Below are 17,994 nucleotides of genomic sequence, written 5' to 3'. Positions count from 1 at the left end.
GACGGCCGGCGGCTTAGTTGCTGGTACTGCTGGTGTTGTTGGCGCAGTTCACGACCAGGCCCAGCTGGTCGGCGGACGGCATCGTACCCGGATTCAGGGTCGAGCTGACGCTGCAGGTCTGGCCGGTAGGCTGGCTCAGCACGGTCACGCCGTACAGTGCGGCGTTGGCCACCGTGATCGGAAAGCGGAAGGCGACATCGGCGCCGGCGGTCGCTGGCGGCAATACGGCGGTGCTGTCGGTGCCATTGGCCAGGACCAGGCCGGTGCCGCTCAGGCCCTTGACGGTGCCACCCAGCACGTATGGGTTAATGGTGCAGACCACGGCCACGCGATATACGGTGTAGTAGGAGGCGCTGCCGGTGTTCTCGGTCAGCGTGCACACGGCGCCGGTCGGATTGGTTTCAACCTGCACATCGAATTTCTCATCGGTGCCGAGCAGCTTGCCGAACACGAAGGAGGTCTGGCCGGTGGTCAGCGTCACCTTGTCGCCATTGCCCTTGTTAACCAGCACCAGGCCGGAGCTTGGCGTGGCGGTGTACTGGACGGTGCCGGACAGCGCCAGGCTGCCATTGCTGCCGCCACAGGCGCTCAGGATTACGCCACACAGCAGGGCCAGGCCCGCACGCAGAAACGAACTTTTCATAAAAACTCTCTCTCCAAAACGAATAGGGCCCGGCAGCACGCACGGGAGGCAGCATATTACACTTGTGCGGCGTATTTTAGTGCATTTGGTAAGACTGACGCCGCAAATGGATGTAACAGCGTGTGTCCCCGGCAGCGATCAGCCGCATAATTTACCATGCGCTTACAATAGGCATTTCGCCATTCTTTCTGCTCGCATATGACTTCACGCCGCCCGCTCGCCCTGCTGTTCGACCTGGATGACACTTTGTGGCCGATCGCGCCCGTGATCAACGCCGCCGAGGAAAGCTGGCACGCCTGGCTGGCCGTGCACGCGCCGCGCGTGGCAGCAGCGTTCAGCCTGGCCGAGCTGCGCGTGCGCCGCATGGCGCTGCTGGAACGGCGGCCGGAGCTGATCGCCGACCTGTACCAGCTGCGCCGCGAGGCGCTGGCGGAGGTGTTTGCCGAAACCGGCGACGACCCGGCGCATATCGAAGGCTCGATGCAGCACTTTGCCGCCCAGCGCAACCTGGTGGTGCCGTATGCCGACGTGCTGCCGGTGCTGCCGCTGTTGCAGGGCATGTTGCGGCTCGGCGTCATCACCAACGGCAACGCGGATCTTGAAGTGATCGGCATGGACCACCATTTCGAGTACCAGTTGTCGTCATCGATGTTTGGCCGCGCCAAGCCGGACCCGGAAATCTTCCGCAGCGCCTGCACGGCGATGGGCGTGGCGCCGCAGGACGCGGTCTACGTCGGCGACGACCTGCGGCTGGACGTGCAGGGCGCGCAAGGCGCCGGCCTGCGCGCGGTCTGGATGAACCGCCATGGCAGCGAGGCACACCTGGCGGCCGGCGTCACGCCGGATGCCATTTGCGCCACGTTTGACGAGTTGCTGGCGTGGATACGTGGGCAGATGCAGCATAGCGGTGCATAATAAGCACAACATCGTCTTCAGCAATCATTGATACCTAGCATGCAACTCGACAACCGCGCACAAACCCTGCTCAAGGCCCTGGTGGAACGCTATATCGCCGATGGCCAGCCGGTGGGGTCGCGCGCGCTCTCCAAGATCTCCGGGCTGGAGCTGTCGCCGGCCACCATCCGCAACATCATGGCGGACCTCGAGGAACTGGGCTATGTGGCCAGCCCGCACACCTCGGCCGGCCGGGTGCCGACGCCGCGCGGTTACCGCATCTTTGTCGATACCTTGCTGACAGTGCAGCAGATCGACGCACAAGCGGTCGGCGCGCAATTGCGGCTGCAAGCGCCGCAGCCGCAGAAGATGATTAGCAATGCGGCGCAGATGCTGTCGTCGCTGTCGCAGTTTGCCGGCGTGGTGCTGAGCCCGCGCCGCGAGTCGGTGTTCCAGCAGATCGAGTTCCTGCGTCTGGGCGAAAAGCGCATCTTGCTGGTGATCGTGGCGCCGAATGGCGACGTGCAGAACCGTTTGCTGCTGACCGAAGTCGACTACACGCCGTCGCAGCTGGTGCAGTCGGCCAACTACATCAACCAGAATTACGGCGGTCTGGCCTTCGACGAAGTGCATGCGCGCCTGCAAAACGAGGTGCGCCAGCTGCGCGACGACATGGGCCGCCTGATGCAGGTGGCGGTGGAGGCCGGCAGCGAGGCGATGAAGGACGATACCGACGACATGGTCATCGCCGGCGAGCGCAACCTGTTGTCGGTCAGCGACCTGTCGTCGAATATGACGTCGCTGCGGCAGATGTTCGACATGTTCGAGCAGAAAACCGGCCTGATGCAGCTGCTCGACGTGTCAAGCAAGGCCAGCGGCGTGCAGATCTACATCGGCGGCGAATCCAGCCTGGTGCCGATGGACGAAATGAGCGTGGTGACGGCGCCCTACACCGCCAATGGCAAGATCGTCGGCACGCTGGGGGTGATCGGACCGACCCGCATGGCTTACGAACGGGTGATCCCGATTGTGGACATTACGGCCAAGCTGCTGTCAAACGCGCTCAGCCACAACTAGGGGCGGTGCGGGCAGGCGGTCTTGGTGCAGTTGCCGTAGATCGCCAGTGCGTGCTCGGCGATCTTGAAGCCTCGCTCCTTGGCGATGGCGTTCTGGCGTTCTTCAATCGCCTCGTCGAAGAATTCTTCCACACGGCCACAGTCCATGCATACCAGGTGGTCATGGTGCGAGCCGGCGTTCAGCTCGAAGATGGCCTTGCCGGTTTCAAAGTGGTTGCGGTTCAGCAGGCCGGCCTGCTCGAACTGGGTCAGCACGCGGTAGACGGTGGCCAGGCCCACATCCATATTGTCCGCCAGCAGGATCTTGTAGACATCCTCGGCGGTCAGGTGGCGCACTTCACTATTCTGGAAGATATCCAGGATTTTAATGCGTGGCAACGTGGCTTTGAGGCCGCTGGCCTTCAGATCGGCAGGATTATTACCCATGGTCGTGACTCTTAATGTGGTTGGCGAATAGCTAGGCGTTAGTTTAACGTACTCCGACCGGCTCCGCACCACTGATGCGCATTAGATAAAATTGCTTGCAACTCGGTTCATTTACAAAGATTTGCACTTGTTTTGGCGGATAATGCCCCATCCCGCAGCGAGTGCTTTATGATATAGCGTTTTGCAAAGCACTCCCGCTTGACCAGATTGAGGACATTTATGCGCGTCACCCAGGCTTTTTCGCAGTCTTTGTTGCACCGTTTCACTCCTGTCGCCGCCGCTGCGTGCGTTGCGCTGGCGCTGGGCGGCTGCGCGACCAAAACCACGCTGGGCGAGAAATCCACCGAGGTAAAAGACCACGAGCCGACGCTGGACGCCAGCAAGGGCGCGCAAACCACCACCATCACGCGCTTGCAGCGCTTCATGTGGTTCTTCTCGCCGTATCGTCCGGACATCCAGCAGGGTAACTTCGTATCGGAAGAAATGTTGGCGCAATTGAAAGTCGGGATGACGCAGGACCAGGTCCGCTTCATCTTCGGCACCGCGCTGCTGACCGATCCGTTCCACGGTAACCGCTGGGACTATGCTTTCCGCCTGGTCAAGGGCAACGGCGAAATCACCACCAGCCGCGTGATCGTGTTCTTCGACAAGGAAAGCAAGGTCGAGCGCTGGGAAGGCGGCAACCTGCCGACCGAGAAAGAATACATCGCCCGCATCGCCGGCCCGACGCCGAACGCCAAGAAGGAAGCGGCCCAGGAAGCCGCGCTGTCCAAGCCGGCGCCAGCCGCGCCGCTGCCGTCCGGCCCGGACAAGGCCAATGCCGCCCCGGTGGAAGCGACGATCAGCAACGACAAGAAATAACAGGGATTCAAGCATGACGCACATGAACATCGCCATTGCCGGCGCCGGCGGCCGCATGGGCCGCATCCTGATCGAAGCCGTGCAGAACGCCGACGACGCCCGCCTGTCGGGCGCGCTGGACCGCGCCGGTTCCGAGCAGCCTGACGCCGCCGCCTTCCTCGGCAAGCCGGCCGGCGTGGCGGTGGAATCGGCGTTCGATAAAGGCCTGGCGGGCGCGCAATACCTGATCGACTTCACCCGTCCGGAAGCGACACTGGAACACCTGAAATATTGCGCCGAACACGGCATCAAGCTGGTCATCGGCACCACCGGTTTTGATGATGCCGGCAAGGCCGCCATCGTCGCAGCAGCGAAGAAAACCGCCATCGTGTTCTCGCCGAACTTCTCGGTGGGCGTCAACGTCACCATGAAGCTGCTGGAGCAGGCCGCCAAGGCGCTGTCGACCGGCTACGATATCGAAATCGTTGAAGCCCACCACCGCTTCAAGGTTGATGCCCCGTCGGGCACCGCGCTGAAAATGGGCGAGGTGATTGCCGATGCGCTGGGCCGCGACCTGAAGGAACACGGCGTGTTCGCGCGTGAAGGCGTGACCGGCGAGCGCGACCCGTCGTCGATCGGCTTCGCCACCATCCGTGGCGGCGACATCGTTGGCGACCACACCGTGCTGTTTGCCGGCATTGGCGAGCGCATCGAGATCAGCCACAAGTCCAGCAGCCGCGTGACCTACGCGCATGGCGCACTGCGCGCCTGCCGCTACCTGGCCGACAAGCCGACCGGCCTGTTCGACATGTACGATGTGCTGGGCCTGAAAGACCAATGAACCCAGCCGCCAGCCAGTTCACGCTGTCCCGTTTCTGGGAGCAGGGCGATGCCATCAGCCACGCGGTAGCGTTTGTGCTGCTGGCGATGTCGCTGGTCAGCTGGTTCTTCATCCTGTCCAAGGCGTTTGCGGCGTACCGCATCCGCCGCAGCGCGCCGGCGGTGCAAGCGTTCTGGGATGCGCCGAGCATGCAGGATGGCGTGGCCGGCCTGGCGCTGGCCGATGCTGAAAAGATTTTCCTGCCGCTGGCGGAGCAGGGCGCGGCCCAACTGAAGGCGGCGACCAGGCCGTCGCTGGGCGGCGAAATGGATCGTCCGGCGCAAATCACGCGGGTGCTGCGCGATGCGATTCAACGTTCCACCAACCGCCTTGAGGGCGGCCTGACCCTGCTGGCGTCGATTGGCGCTACGGCGCCGTTTGTCGGCCTGCTCGGCACGGTGTGGGGCATCTACCATGCGCTGGCGAATGTGTCGTCGCACGGCACGGTGCAGATCGACAAAGTGGCCGGCCCGGTGGGCGAGGCGCTGGTGATGACTGCCATCGGCCTGACCGTGGCGATTCCAGCCGTGCTGGCGTACAACGGCTTCAACCGCGTCAACCGCCTGACGCTGGCCGAACTGGATGCCTTCGCCCACGACCTGCACGCTTACCTTACCAAGTAAGATCATGGCCTTCGGCGCATTCAACCACCACCGCAATCCCGGCCCAATGGCTGACATCAACGTTACGCCGATGGTGGACGTGATGCTGGTGCTGCTGGTGATCTTCATCCTGGCGGCGCCAATGTTCACCGGCTCGGTGCAACTGGAACTGCCAAAGGCGCAAGCGCCGGCGGCGGAATCCGCGCCGGCGGCGACCGTCACGCTGTCGATCGACAGCAAGGGCAAGATATTCTGGAATAACGATCCGGTCGAACAGGATGCGCTGACTGCGCGCCTGGTCGAAGCGGCCAGGCTGCAACCGCAACCGGAACTGCAGCTGCGCGCCGACAAGGACACGCGCTACGAAGTGGTGGCGCAGGTGATGGCCGCCGCGCAGAGCAATGGATTAACGAAATTGGGCTTCGTCACCGATCCCAAGGAGAAGAAGTAAATGGCAACCGCAGAACTGAATGGCGCAGCCATCAAGGATACCGACACTTTCCACGCCGCGTGCAAGGCGGCGATGGGCTTTCCCGACACCTACGGCAACAGCATGGACGCCTGGGTGGATTGCCTGAGCTACCTGCGCGATGACGACAGCATGAGCAAGTTCCGCCTGAAGCCGAACGAGGTGCTGGAGATCGTCATCAAGGACGCCGCCGCCATGCAGCAGGACATCCTCGAAGAAGTCACCTACTGCGTGGCCGGCCTCAATGAACGCTACGAAGACTACGGCGAGAAGCCGGCGCTGAAACTTACGCTGCGCTGATTTCCACGCCAGCCGGCACGGCGTTCGGGATATTCGCCTTGGCGCCGGTTTCGCCTGGCGCCAGCGTCAGCACCTCGAAGCCGGTTTCGGTCACATGCACCATGTGTTCCCATTGCGCCGACAGCGATTTGTCGCGCGTCTCGACGGTCCAGCCGTCGCTCAATTCCTTGGTTGCCGCCTTGCCGGCGTTGATCATCGGCTCGATGGTGAACAGCATGCCCGGCTTCAGCACCATGCCCTGGCCTGGACGGCCGTAGTGCGTCACCTGCGGATCTTCGTGGTAGACCTGGCCGATGCCGTGGCCGCAGTAATCCAGCACCACGCTGTAGCCGGCTTTCTCGGCCACGGTCTGGATCGCGAAGCCGACGTCGCCTAAAGTGGCTTTCGGCTTGACCGCGCGGATGCCGGCCCACATCGCCGCATAGGTCGTTTCGACCAGCTTGCGGGTTGGCTTGGACGGTTCGCCGACGTAGTACATGCGGCTGGTGTCGCCGTGCCAGCCATCCTTGATGACGGCCACGTCGATGTTGATGATGTCGCCGTTCTTCAGCACCTGCGTTGCCGACGGAATACCGTGGCACACCACATGGTTGACCGAGCTGCACACGGTGGCCGGGAAGCCGCCGTAGCCGACGTTGGCCGGTATCGCCTGCTGCACATTGACGATGTAGTCGTTGCACAGCTGGTCGAGGTAGGCCGTGGTCACGCCCGGCTTGACGTGGGGAGCGATCATGGTCAGCACGTCGGCCGCCAGTTGGGCGGCGACGCGGGCTTGCACCATTTGCTCGGGCGTTTTAATCAGATTGGCGTTACGGCGGGACATGGGACTACCTCTTTGTTTGCAGAGGCAGTATTTTCCCACAATCGCTAGCGCACCGCTTTCAAATCGAAGTGCGGGTTGTAGATCAGGCAAAGCAGATTGCCGAACGGGTCGGCCAGTTCGACCGTTTTGATATTCTCGCCAACCTCTTGAATGGCGCCGTGGATGGTGGCGTCCAGCGCGGTGATGCGGGCGACTTCCGCTTCGATATCCGCCACGCCCCAGTACACCAGCGCGCCGGCCTTGGCGGGCGTGCCGCCATCCGGCAGCAGGCCCAGCTCGAAACCGCCGACGTTGTAGCCGACATAGAAGGGCTGGTCGAAATAAGGTTCGACGCCAAACACCTTGGTGTACCACTCTTTGGCCTTGGCCAGGTCGGCTACCGGGTAGATGGCGGTGCGCAGTCCGTTAATCATTGTGTGCCTCCAGATAGTCAAAACAACATCTTGGCACATCAGGCAAGGGTTTGATTGGAAAAATGGAATCGCTCGGGCGCGCTGCCGGCAAATTCCTGGAAATCGTGGATCAGGTGGGATTGGTCGAAGTAGCCGCATTCCAGCGCCAGTTGTGTCCAGTCGGGCGATGGCGCCGCCTTGATCGCCGCCGTGGCCTGGCGGAAGCGGCAGATCCGCGCAAACAGCTTGGGCGACAGGCCGACATGCTGGCGGAACTGCGCCGCAAGGTGTTGTCGTGATACGTTCAACTGCGTCGCCAGCGCCTCGACGCGCACCTCGCCGCCGCTATCCTCCAGCGTCGCCAACGCCCGCAGCACCAGCGCCGGCGTGCCGGCCGGGCCGGACGCGTCGGCGCTCGCCGCCCGCAAGCGGCGCAGCAACTCCCGCTCGATCAGCGCCAGGCGCATGCGCAGCGGCGCCTCGCTGGTCCACAGTGCATCGCTGAGCCGGTCCGCATCGCTGCGTCCCCACAGCAGATCGATATCCGCGCGCTGGTCGGTGATTTCCTGCAGAGGCGCTTGCAGGAAAGCGCCCGCCATGCCCGGCTTGAAGCGCACCGCCAGGGTCCACACCGGCCGCTCGCTGGCCACCAGTATCGCTGACGACATCATCCCCACAGCAAAGCCGGCCTGCCCGCCATCCTGCCACAGAATATCCACACAATTATCCGGCAACACCCGGTGCGCCTGCGCGCCGCCCGGGGCCCGCGCCGCCCAGACGCAGGCCACATGCGCCGCCAGCGCCGGGTGAGGTGGGTACTCTTTATAAAACAATTTATCGCTCTTTGATATCCGTATGGGAGGAAGTAAAGTAACTCATCTCTCTGATTTTTTGCATGCTATCTGCAAAATCTCCTATGACTTTCATCCTCTTTTCCATCAAAGCGGCATTTTGCCGATAGTCTGTCTGTTGGCTTATTAATTCCAGCAGACTAATGCGTCGTTGCATAGGAACCTCCTGCTATATTTATATTATCGTCGATGAAGGCGGGAGCAAATTCTGCCTGATCCGTCATAAACTGCTCAAGGAACTGGGAAGCGTCAGTCTCTTCCTGGCTTGGACAACTGACGTAGTTAAAAAGTTCCACTGCCTCCGCTCTATCAATTACAGGCGGCCATTTCTCCTGCTATTGGTGTCGATAAATGGCCTTGCTGGCGTATTTCGATAAGGACTTTGAAAAACACGCTCCGTGTATGTGCAGAAATTGCCTCCAATGCTTGGGCAATGTCCAGTACTGAACCATGCTCCAATAATTCGGTAGGCTTTGCGATTTGCATGTCCAGCGGTCCTAACTCGCCCAAATCGCCAATGGCAAGTTCATGAGCGCCGATAGCGATTAGCGTGCCGGCGCTTTTGCAATAGCTTGTGATAACCAGGCGGATGTGCACGTAATGGTCCTGCAGGCAGCGCGCGATGCGGTAACCGGCGTCGGAATCACCGCCCAGCGTACAGAGAAAGATTGTGCAACTAGTGTGATGCTTGCCGTTGGCAATCAGTGTCGCAAGTTCGTGGTGCAGCTTTCGGCTGATGCTGGCGCTGAGTAACAGGAAATCACGTTCAGGATGAGCATGGCGCAGGGCGGCAACGATAGCTGGAGGCAAGGTTGGCATAGCAGACTCCGATCATGGTGCTTTTGTTAAGTTCATTACTACTATTTAGCACCTGCCCGCCAGCGCCGTACTGGCGCGGCTCAAGGTATAATGTCCGGTTCATATTCACTAATTGGCCGTACACCATCATGCAAGATAAATATAGTCCCGCCGACGTCGAAAAAGCTGCTCAATCCCACTGGAAGGCAATCGATGCCTACAAGGCCGTCGAGAACGATCCACGCTTCCCGAAGGGTAAATACTACGCCTGCTCGATGCTGCCTTACCCATCGGGCAAGCTGCACATGGGCCACGTCCGCAACTATACGATTAATGACGTGATGTACCGCTATCTGCGCATGAACGGCTACAACGTGCTGATGCCGATGGGCTGGGACGCGTTCGGCATGCCGGCCGAAAATGCCGCCATGGCCAACAACGTGCCGCCGGCGCAGTGGACCTACTCCAACATCGCCCACATGCGTTCGCAGATGGAGCTGATGGGCCTGGCCATCGACTGGTCGCGCGAAATGACCGCGTGCAAGCCGGAATACTACAAGTGGAACCAGTGGATGTTCCTGAAGATGCTGGAAAAAGGCATCATCTACAAAAAGACCGGCACCGTGAACTGGGACCCGATCGACCAGACCGTGCTGGCCAATGAGCAGGTTATCGATGGCAAGGGCTGGCGCTCGGGCGCGGTGATCGAGAAGCGCGAAATCCCGATGTACTACGCGCGCATCACCGACTACGCCGAAGAACTGCTGGAACACGTCGACAGCAAGCTGCCAGGCTGGCCTGAGCGCGTGCGCATCATGCAGTCGAACTGGATCGGCAAGTCGACCGGCGTGCGCTTCGCCTTCCCGCACGAGATCAAGGACGCCGATGGCGCGCTGATCGGCGATGGCAAGATGTACGTGTTCACCACCCGTCCGGACACCGTGATGGGCGTGACCTTCTGCGCTGTCGCTGCTGAACACCCGCTGGCCGTGCTGGCCGCGCAAACCAATCCGGAACTGGCCGCCTTCAACGCCGAATGCAAACTCGGCTCGGTGATCGAAGCCGACATGGCGACGATGGAAAAGAAGGGCATGCCGACCGGCCTGTTCGTCACCCATCCGATCACCGGCGAACAAGTTGAAGTCTGGGTCGGCAACTACGTGCTAATGACCTACGGCGACGGCGCCGTGATGGGCGTGCCTGCGCACGACGAACGCGATTTCGCGTTCGCCAAAAAATACAATCTGCCGATCGAGCAAGTCATCACCACCGCCGACGCGCCGGAATATTCGACCGACGCCTGGCAGGAATGGTATGGCGACAAGGAAGTCTCGGTTGTCACCAATTCCGGCAAGTACGATGGCCTGCGCTACAAGGAAGCGCTGGACGCGGTGGCCGCCGACCTGGAAGCCAAGGGCCTGGGCGAGAAGAAGACCACCTTCCGCCTGCGCGACTGGGGCATCTCGCGCCAGCGCTACTGGGGCACGCCGATCCCGATGATCAACTGCGCCGATTGCGGCTCGGTGCCGGTGCCGGAAAAAGATCTGCCGGTGGTACTGCCGGAAGACTGCGTCCCGGATGGCAGCGGCAACCCGCTGAACAAATACGAGGCCTTCCTGAAGTGCGACTGCCCGCAGTGCGGCAAGCCGGCACGTCGCGAAACCGACACGATGGATACCTTCGTCGATTCGTCGTGGTACTACATGCGCTATACCTCGCCAGGTTCCAACGACGCCATGGTCGATGCACGCAACGATTACTGGATGCCGATGGACCAGTACATCGGCGGCATTGAACACGCCGTGCTGCACCTGCTGTACGCGCGCTTCTGGACCAAGGTCATGCGCGACTTCGGCCTGGTGAAATTCGACGAGCCATTCACCAACCTGCTGACCCAGGGCATGGTGCTGAACGAGACCTACTACCGCGAAGAAGCATCCGGCAAGAAGATCTGGTTCAACCCGGCCGACGTTGACCTGTCGCTGGACGACAAAGGCCGTCCGCAAGGCGCGCTGCTGAAGGAAGACGGCCAACCGGTGCAGATCGGCGGCACCGAGAAGATGTCGAAATCGAAGAACAACGGCATCGATCCGCAAGCGCAGATCGAGCAATACGGCGCCGACACCGCGCGCCTGTTCACCATGTTCGCTTCGCCGCCAGAGCAAACGCTGGAATGGTCGGGCAGCGGCGTCGAAGGCGCCAACCGCTTCCTGCGCCGCGTCTGGGCTTTCGGCTACGCGCAGCGCGAGGCGATTGCCACCGCTGGCGCGCCAGTCAGCGCCGCCGCCACCTCGGACGCCGGCAAGGCGCTGCGCCGCGAAGTGCACAAGGTGCTGCAACAGGCCGACTATGACGTCAAGCGCATACAGTACAACACCGTGGTGTCGGCCTGCATGAAGATGCTGAACACGCTGGAATCGGCCAAGGACGTGGAAGCGGCCGTGCTGTCGGAAGGCTATGCGATCTTCCTGCGCCTGCTGAATCCAGTGGCGCCGCACATCACCCACGTGCTGTGGAAAGAACTGGGCTACGCTGGCGACATCCTGGATGCGGCCTGGCCGCAGGTTGATCCGGCCGCGCTGGAACAGTCGGAAATCGAGATGATGATCCAGGTGAACGGCAAGCTGCGCGGCAGCGTGGTGGTAGCGAAGGGCGCCGACAAGGCAGCCATCGAAGCTGCCGCACTGGCCAACGAAGCGGTGCAGAAGTTCATCGAGGGCACGCCGAAGAAGGTCATCGTGGTGCCGGGCAAACTGGTCAACATTGTGGTGTAAAGAGAGCTATGGCGACTACTTCGAAGTTTTTGTGTGCGGCATTGCTGGCAACGTCGCTGACGCTGTCGGGCTGCGGTTTCCACCTGCGCGGCGATGGCGGCCATTACACGCTGCCGTTCCCGACCATCTATGTGGGGCTGCCGGAGGCGTCGCCATTGGCGATTGATTTGAAGCGCAACATCCGCGCCAACGGCGGCACCACGGTGGTCAGCAGTCCGAAAGAAGCCGATGGCGTGGTCGAGGTCTTGTCCAATCCGGAAAAGACCAAGACCAAGACCATTCTGTCGCTGAACAGCAATGGCCGCGTGCGTCAGTACCTGCTGACGTATAACATCATCTTCCGCATTGTCGACAAGCAGGGCAAGGAGCTGCTGGCGCCAACGCAAATCACGCTGACGCGCCCGATCGACTTTAACGAAACCCAGCTGCTGGCCAAGGAGCAGGAAGAAGCGCTGCTGTACAAGGACATGCAAACCGACCTGGTACAGCAGATGATGCGCCGCATCGCTGCCGTCAAGACGGCCGGCGTGTCGCTGCCGCCGCCTGGCGCAGCACCGCTGCCGGCCGACAAGCAGCCATCGGCGCAGCCGTCGACCATCCCGCCGGCTGTGCCGATTCAGTAAAGGCGCCGCATGCAATTACGGTTGGAGGCGCTGGACGGCCATTTGAGCAAATCGCTGTCGCAGCTATACGTCATCACCAGCGATGAACATTTGCTGGCGCTGGAGGCTGCGGACAAAATCCGCAAGACCGCGCGCGCGCAAGGCTATTCCGAGCGCGACGTGCTGACCGTGGAGCGCAGCTTCAAGTGGGGCGAGCTGCTGGCAGCCAACCAGGCGCTGTCGCTGTTTGGCGATAAAAAGCTGATCGAGCTGCGCATCCCGACCGGCAAGCCGGGCAAGGATGGCGGCGCGGCGCTGCAAAACTATGTAAAAGATCTGAGTCCGGACAACCTGACTTTGATCACGCTGCCGAAGCTGGACTGGCAGACGCAGAAGGCGGCCTGGGTGGCCGCGCTGCAACAGGCGGCGGTGTATATCGACATCCCGCAGGTGGAACGGGCGCATTTGCCCAATTGGATAGGCCAGCGCCTTGCCGCACAGGGGCAAAGCGCGGACCGGCAGAGCATTGATTTCATCGCCGATCGCGTGGAAGGCAATCTGCTTGCGGCCCATCAGGAGATTCAGAAACTGGCCTTGCTGCACGAGCCGGGCAAGCTGAGCTACGAGCAGGTACACGAAGCGGTGCTGAATGTGGCGCGCTACGATGTGTTCAAGCTCAGTGAGGCGATGCTGGCAGGCGATCCGGCGCGGTTGATCCGCATGCTGGATGGCCTGAAAGGCGAGGGCGAAGCCTTGCCGCTGGTGCTGTGGGCGGTGTCGGAGGAAATCCGCACGCTGCTCAAGCTGAAGGCGGGCATGGCGCAAGGCCGGCCCTTGGGTGCGCTGCTGAAGGAGCATCGCATCTGGGGACCGAAGGAACGCATGATGGACCCGGCGCTGCGCCGCATTTCGCTGCCGACGCTGGAAGCGGCAATGAAAGAGGCCGCGCAAGTGGACAAGATGATTAAAGGGCTGCGCGCGAAAGCGTACGCCGGCGATGCCTGGGACGCCATGCTGCAACTGGCCCTGAAAGTCGCCCGCGGCTAAACACGCCGTCATTCCGGCCGGCGCCGGAATGACGCTGCAGGGGATACGAATGGACATCAAGCAGTACATGGAACAACTGGGCCGGCAGGCGCGCGAGGCTTCGCGCGGCATGGCCCGCGCCGACACGGCAACGCGCAACCGCGCGCTGACGCTGATCGCCGACGCCATCGAACGCGACGCCGACGCGCTGCGCGCCGCCAATCAGCTGGACATGGATGCCGCAGCCGCCAATGGCCTGGAAGCCGCGATGCTGGACCGTCTGGCGCTGTCGGACAAGGCGATTGCCACGATGGTCGAAGGCTTGCGGCAGATCGTCGCGCTGCCGGACCCGATCGGCGAAATCTCCGGCCTGAAATTCCGCCCGACCGGCATCCAGGTCGGCCAGATGCGCGTGCCGCTGGGCGTGATCGGCATCATCTATGAATCGCGCCCGAACGTGACGGTGGACGCGGCCGGCCTGTGCATCAAGAGCGGCAACGCCACCATCCTGCGCGGCGGCTCGGAAGCGATCCACTGCAACCGCGCATTGGCGAAACTGGTCAAGCAAGGGCTGGAAGGCGCGGGCCTGCCAGCCAACGGCGTGCAAGTGGTGGACACCACCGACCGCGCCGCTGTCGGCGCGCTGATCACCATGCCGCAATACGTCGACGTGATCGTGCCGCGCGGCGGCAAGAGCCTGATCGCGCGGCTGATGGCAGAAGCCACGGTGCCGATGATCAAACACCTGGACGGCATCTGTCACGTCTACATCGACGCCAAGGCCGATCTGAAGAAAGCGCTGGACATCGGTTTCAACGCCAAGTGCCATCGCTACGGCACCTGCAACACGATGGAAACGCTGCTGGTGGCGCGCGCGATTGCGCCGCTGGTGCTGCCAGAACTGGCCAGGCTGTACGCGACCAAACAGGTCGAGCTGCGCGCCGATGGGGAAGCCGCCGCGATCCTGCAAGACTACCCGCACCTGGCGGCGGCGACGGAGGAAGACTGGTCCACCGAATACCTGGCGGCGATTCTGTCGGTAAAAATCGTGGCGGACATGGACGAAGCGATGGAGCACATCAACACTTACTCGTCCAAGCACACCGAAGCGATCATCACCGAAGACCACTCGGCGGCGATGCGCTTCCTGCGCGAAGTGGATTCGTCTTCGGTGATGATCAACGCCTCGACCCGCTTCGCGGACGGATTTGAGTACGGCCTGGGTGCGGAGATCGGCATCTCCAACGACAAGCTGCACGCACGCGGCCCGGTTGGCCTGGAGGGCCTGACCTCGCTGAAATACGTGGTATTCGGCCACGGAGAAGTACGAAACTAAGGATTAAACAATGCTGTACCTCTGGACCAAAGCACTGCACATCTTCTTCGTCATCGCCTGGATGGCCGGCGTGTTCTACCTGCCGCGCATCTTCGTCAACCTGGCGATGGAGACTGACAAGAACACCACGGCGCGCCTGCTGCTGATGGCGCGCAAGCTGTATCGCTTCTCGATGTGGATTGCGGTGTTTGCGGTGATCCTTGGTATCAGCCTGATTTACCAGCTGTACGGCTGGCATATTCCCGGCGGCTGGCTGCACGCCAAGCTGACGCTGGTGGTGCTGTTGATCGGCTATCACCACGCCTGCGGCCCGCTGCTGAAAAAGTTTGAGCGCGGTGAAAACAAACGTAGCCACAAGTGGTTCCGCGTATTTAACGAGGTGCCGGTATTCCTGATGCTGGGCATCGTCATTTTTGTAGTAGTCAAGCCGTTCTGACCGCAGGACGGATTATTTTTTTAACGGACAAAAGGTACACCTATGGCATCCTTCTTTTGCCCATGCCCGCGCGGCATGGAAGCGGCGTTAGCCGAAGAACTGCGCGAGATCGCGCAACAAAGCACCACCCTGAAGGTGCACAACGAAGTGCCCGGCGGCGTGCACGCCTCGGGCGAGCTGACCGATGCCTACCTGATGAATCTGCACTCGCGCATCGCGTCGCGCGTGCTGATGCGCATGGCGGTCGGCGGCTACAAGAACGAGAACGATATCTATGACCTGGTGCTGGAGCAGCCCTGGGAAGAGTGGTTCAGCTACGACCATACCATCCGCGTCGATCTCACTGCCGTCAAGTCGCCGCTGAAAAGCCTGGAATTCACCACGCTGAAGATCAAGGACGCCATTTGCGACCGCTTCCTCGATCAGTATAAAAAACGTCCGTCGGTCGATACCAAGGAACCGGATATGCGTATCTTCGGTTTCGTCGATGCGCGCCAGTTCATCGTGTACCTGGATACCTCGGGCGAGGCGCTCTTCAAGCGCGGCTGGCGTACCGAGACTGGTGACGCGCCGCTGCGCGAGAACCTGGCGGCCGGCCTGCTGCGCGTGGCTGGCTGGAAGCCGGGCATGCCGCTGTTCGACCCGATGTGCGGTTCCGGCACCATCCTGTGCGAAGCGGCGCAGATGGTGCAGGGCGTGCCGCCGGGCGCGCGCCGCCGTTTCGCGTTCGAGAAGTTCCATGACTTTGAAGCCAATGTGTGGCAGGACATGAAGGCAGCCATCAAGCCGAATCCGCTGCCGGCCGAGCCGACCATTTTCGGTTCCGATATTTCGGGCGATATGGTGGCGATGGCGCGTCACAATCTGCGCAGCGCCGGTATTCTGTTTGACGTGCCGCTGAAGCAGATCGAAGCGCAGCAGGTGCAGGCGCCGACCGCGCAGCCGGGCATTTTGTTGACCAACCCGCCGTATGGCGAGCGGATTGGCGTGCGTGGCGACAGCACCATGCCGCAGGATGAACTGGCCAACAGCTTCTACGCAGAACTCAGCTCGACGCTGAAGCAGCGCTTTGCCGGCTGGACGGTGTATCTGTTCACGGCGGACCTGGGCGTGCCGAAGCTGCTGCGCTTGAAGGAGTCGCGCAAGACGCCATTCTTCAATGGTGCGCTGGAGTGCCGACTGTTCCGCTTCGATATGGTGGCCGGCTTCAATCGTCGCGAAGCCGCCAAGCCCAAAGAGTAAGCCCCGTCGTTCCGGCGCAAGCCGGAACCCATGCTGAGCGCGCCGGCCGGCTCAGTATGGACTCCCGCGTTCGCGGGATGACGCGTTCCGGGGCCGGGGCATTTGCAAGGAAACCGTTATGCTGCCAACTCCTCCCGCCAACCTGCCCGACCAGGACATCGAACACGATGTCCCACCCCCGGAACCACCGCACCGCAAGCCACTCACCGCACCCGCGCTGGCGGTGATGCTGGCCGGCCTGTCGATGATCGGCCCGTTCTCGATCGACGCCTACCTGCCAGCCTTCCCCAACATCCAGGCCACGCTGCACGCTACGCCGCTGGAAGTACAGCAAAGCCTGACCTTCTACATGCTGGCCTTCGCTGGCATGGTGCTGTGGCACGGCGCGCTGTCCGACGCCTTCGGCCGCCGCAACGTCATCCTGGTGTCGCTGGCCATGTTCGCCATTGGCACGCTGGGTTGCGCTGCCGCCCACACCGTCCACTACCTGTGGGTGTTCCGCATCATGCAGGGTATTTCGGCCGGCGCCGGCGTGGTGGTGGGGCGTGCCATCATCCGCGACCTGTATGAAGACGCCGCCGCCGCGCGCCTGCTTTCGCTGGTGACGATGATCTTCTCCATCGCGCCTGCCATCGCCCCCATCCTCGGTGGCTGGATCGTCACACTGTTCGACTGGCGCGCCATCTTCCTGTCGCTGCTGGCCTACAGCGTGCTGCTGCTCATCTTCTGCTACCGCCGCCTGCCGGAGACGCTGCCGCCGGAAAAACGCCACCCGTTCAATCCGCGCTTCCTGGCGCGTAACTATGGCGAGATCCTGCGTTCGCCGCTGTTCCACCTGAAGACCGGCGTGGTGGCGCTGAACTTTGCCGGCCTGTTTATCTATATCTCGGCGGCGCCGGTGTTCTTGCCGGAGCAGTTGCACCTGGGCGCGTCGGAGTTTGCGTGGCTGTTTATTCCCTCGGTGGGCGGGATCTTCCTCGGCGCGCTGGCGGCCAACCGCATCGCCGGCAAGATGACGTTTGCGCGCCAGATCGGCATCGGCTTCTGTTTCCTGCTGGCCGCGTCGACGGTCAACCTGCTGTACCACAGCTTCCTGCCGCCGGCGCTGCCCTGGACCGTGCTGCCGATGCTGTTCTATACCTTCGGCATGTCGGTGGTGGCGCCGGGGGCGACGCTGCTGGCGCTGGACCTGTTCCCGCATATCCGTGGCACCGTCGCCTCGGTGCAGTCGTTCGCGGTGACGCTGCTGGGCGCCATCGTGGCGGGCGTGATTGCCCCTGTCCTATCACATTCCGCACTATGGCTAGCCGCAGGACAGATGGCATTTAGTGCCTCTGCTCTCGCTTTGTGGTTGACGTCGCGGCATTACCGGAGCATGCTAACGCGCAATATTGGCCGGTAATCATTAACGGCAGGAAAGTGGCTTAGTTTAGGAAGAAATTTTTCCTAGTGTTAAGTTAACATCAGACTTTATGCTAAGATAATTTTTTGGCGGGAATTATTTTAGGTCTGAATCGCGCTGTAACCCGCATGAACCCTAACGTTGACGGATTTGTTGTGATAGTCCGCTTCTTGATTGATGGG

The 17,994-nt window shown here is 61.8% G+C and carries 21 protein-coding genes; 14 read left to right on the top strand and 7 right to left on the bottom strand.

Going from position 1 to position 17,994, the window contains the following annotated elements; all coding sequences use genetic code 11:
- Positions 1 to 13: 13 nt before the first annotated feature.
- Positions 14 to 643, bottom strand: a complete 630-nt coding sequence (locus BLS51_RS11800) for a hypothetical protein (protein ID WP_090182461.1) — start codon at positions 641 to 643, stop codon at positions 14 to 16.
- Between the two features lie 198 nt (positions 644 to 841).
- On the opposite strand from BLS51_RS11800, the gene BLS51_RS11795 reads away from it, so the two are divergent.
- Both BLS51_RS11795 and hrcA read left to right on the top strand, forming a co-directional pair.
- Positions 842 to 1,558, top strand: a complete 717-nt coding sequence (locus BLS51_RS11795; RefSeq protein WP_090182463.1) for an HAD family hydrolase — start codon at positions 842 to 844, stop codon at positions 1,556 to 1,558.
- 39 nt (positions 1,559 to 1,597) lie between these two features.
- Positions 1,598 to 2,614 (top strand): heat-inducible transcriptional repressor HrcA, encoded by a 1,017-nt coding sequence (gene hrcA / locus BLS51_RS11790; RefSeq protein ID WP_090182466.1) that lies wholly within the window; start codon positions 1,598 to 1,600, stop codon positions 2,612 to 2,614.
- On the opposite strand, the gene fur is transcribed toward hrcA, so the two are convergent.
- Complete coding sequence (fur, locus tag BLS51_RS11785; protein WP_090182468.1) at positions 2,611 to 3,039, bottom strand: ferric iron uptake transcriptional regulator; 429 nt, start codon at positions 3,037 to 3,039, stop codon at positions 2,611 to 2,613. The two genes, hrcA and fur, sit on opposite strands and share 4 nt — an antisense overlap.
- A 219-nt stretch (positions 3,040 to 3,258) precedes the next feature.
- Here fur and BLS51_RS11780 point away from each other — a divergent pair, with 219 nt between their 5' ends.
- The 5 genes from BLS51_RS11780 to BLS51_RS11760 are packed head-to-tail and all read left to right on the top strand — an operon-like array spanning position 3,259 to position 6,130.
- Entirely contained in the window at positions 3,259 to 3,900 is a 642-nt protein-coding gene (locus tag BLS51_RS11780) for an outer membrane protein assembly factor BamE (RefSeq protein ID WP_090182470.1), read from the top strand.
- A gap of 13 nt (positions 3,901 to 3,913) precedes the next feature.
- The gene (gene dapB, locus BLS51_RS11775) at positions 3,914 to 4,720 is read left to right on the top strand and encodes a 4-hydroxy-tetrahydrodipicolinate reductase (protein WP_090182473.1); all 807 of its coding nucleotides are present in this window, start codon (positions 3,914 to 3,916) and stop codon (positions 4,718 to 4,720) included.
- Positions 4,717 to 5,382: a MotA/TolQ/ExbB proton channel family protein gene (locus BLS51_RS11770; RefSeq protein ID WP_090182476.1), complete on the top strand. Its 666-nt coding sequence runs from the start codon at positions 4,717 to 4,719 to the stop codon at positions 5,380 to 5,382. Before dapB ends, BLS51_RS11770 begins: the two co-directional genes overlap by 4 nt.
- Positions 5,383 to 5,386: 4 nt before the next feature.
- Entirely contained in the window at positions 5,387 to 5,812 is a 426-nt protein-coding gene (locus tag BLS51_RS11765) for an ExbD/TolR family protein (RefSeq protein ID WP_090182478.1), read from the top strand.
- Complete coding sequence (locus BLS51_RS11760; protein ID WP_090182481.1) at positions 5,813 to 6,130, top strand: barstar family protein; 318 nt, start codon at positions 5,813 to 5,815, stop codon at positions 6,128 to 6,130.
- On the opposite strand, the gene map is transcribed toward BLS51_RS11760, so the two are convergent.
- The 5 genes from map to BLS51_RS11740 form a co-directional block, all read right to left on the bottom strand.
- Positions 6,117 to 6,953: a type I methionyl aminopeptidase gene (gene map, locus BLS51_RS11755; RefSeq protein ID WP_090182483.1), complete on the bottom strand. Its 837-nt coding sequence runs from the start codon at positions 6,951 to 6,953 to the stop codon at positions 6,117 to 6,119. The two genes, BLS51_RS11760 and map, sit on opposite strands and share 14 nt — an antisense overlap.
- A gap of 44 nt (positions 6,954 to 6,997) precedes the next feature.
- A complete protein-coding gene (locus BLS51_RS11750; RefSeq protein WP_090182485.1) occupies positions 6,998 to 7,366 on the bottom strand; it encodes a VOC family protein in 369 nt (122 codons plus the stop codon).
- 38 nt (positions 7,367 to 7,404) lie between these two features.
- The gene (locus BLS51_RS11745; protein WP_090182488.1) at positions 7,405 to 8,178 is read right to left on the bottom strand and encodes a helix-turn-helix domain-containing protein; all 774 of its coding nucleotides are present in this window, start codon (positions 8,176 to 8,178) and stop codon (positions 7,405 to 7,407) included.
- 1 nt (position 8,179) lies between these two features.
- Positions 8,180 to 8,353, bottom strand: a complete 174-nt coding sequence (locus BLS51_RS29705; protein ID WP_175472558.1) for a hypothetical protein — start codon at positions 8,351 to 8,353, stop codon at positions 8,180 to 8,182.
- Positions 8,354 to 8,505: 152 nt separating this feature from the next.
- Positions 8,506 to 9,015 carry an SDH family Clp fold serine proteinase gene (locus BLS51_RS11740; protein ID WP_090182490.1) on the bottom strand — a complete coding sequence of 170 codons (510 nt, stop codon included), beginning with the start codon at positions 9,013 to 9,015 and terminating at the stop codon, positions 8,506 to 8,508.
- A 128-nt stretch (positions 9,016 to 9,143) separates the two neighbouring features.
- Between BLS51_RS11740 and leuS the strand changes: the two genes are divergently transcribed.
- The 7 genes from leuS (at position 9,144) to BLS51_RS11705 (ending at position 17,812) form a co-directional block, all read left to right on the top strand.
- On the top strand, positions 9,144 to 11,768 hold the full coding sequence (leuS, locus tag BLS51_RS11735) for a leucine--tRNA ligase (protein WP_090182493.1): 2,625 nt from the start codon (positions 9,144 to 9,146) through the stop codon (positions 11,766 to 11,768).
- Positions 11,769 to 11,776: 8 nt separating this feature from the next.
- Complete coding sequence (lptE, locus tag BLS51_RS11730) at positions 11,777 to 12,391, top strand: LPS-assembly lipoprotein LptE (RefSeq protein WP_090182496.1); 615 nt, start codon at positions 11,777 to 11,779, stop codon at positions 12,389 to 12,391.
- A 9-nt stretch (positions 12,392 to 12,400) separates the two neighbouring features.
- Entirely contained in the window at positions 12,401 to 13,417 is a 1,017-nt protein-coding gene (gene holA, locus BLS51_RS11725) for a DNA polymerase III subunit delta (protein ID WP_090182499.1), read from the top strand.
- 49 nt (positions 13,418 to 13,466) lie between these two features.
- Positions 13,467 to 14,732: a glutamate-5-semialdehyde dehydrogenase gene (locus tag BLS51_RS11720; protein WP_090182501.1), complete on the top strand. Its 1,266-nt coding sequence runs from the start codon at positions 13,467 to 13,469 to the stop codon at positions 14,730 to 14,732.
- A gap of 10 nt (positions 14,733 to 14,742) precedes the next feature.
- Positions 14,743 to 15,168 carry a CopD family protein gene (locus tag BLS51_RS11715; RefSeq protein WP_090182504.1) on the top strand — a complete coding sequence of 142 codons (426 nt, stop codon included), beginning with the start codon at positions 14,743 to 14,745 and terminating at the stop codon, positions 15,166 to 15,168.
- 42 nt (positions 15,169 to 15,210) lie between these two features.
- Positions 15,211 to 16,410: a THUMP domain-containing class I SAM-dependent RNA methyltransferase gene (locus tag BLS51_RS11710; RefSeq protein WP_373994324.1), complete on the top strand. Its 1,200-nt coding sequence runs from the start codon at positions 15,211 to 15,213 to the stop codon at positions 16,408 to 16,410.
- A 118-nt stretch (positions 16,411 to 16,528) separates the two neighbouring features.
- The gene (locus tag BLS51_RS11705) at positions 16,529 to 17,812 is read left to right on the top strand and encodes a multidrug effflux MFS transporter (RefSeq protein WP_090182510.1); all 1,284 of its coding nucleotides are present in this window, start codon (positions 16,529 to 16,531) and stop codon (positions 17,810 to 17,812) included.
- Positions 17,813 to 17,994 lie beyond the last annotated feature (182 nt).

The organism is Duganella sp. OV510 (assembly GCF_900100205.1).
Classification (GTDB): Bacteria; Pseudomonadota; Gammaproteobacteria; order Burkholderiales; family Burkholderiaceae_D; genus Rugamonas.
This window is presented reverse-complemented; position numbering and strand designations above follow the sequence as displayed.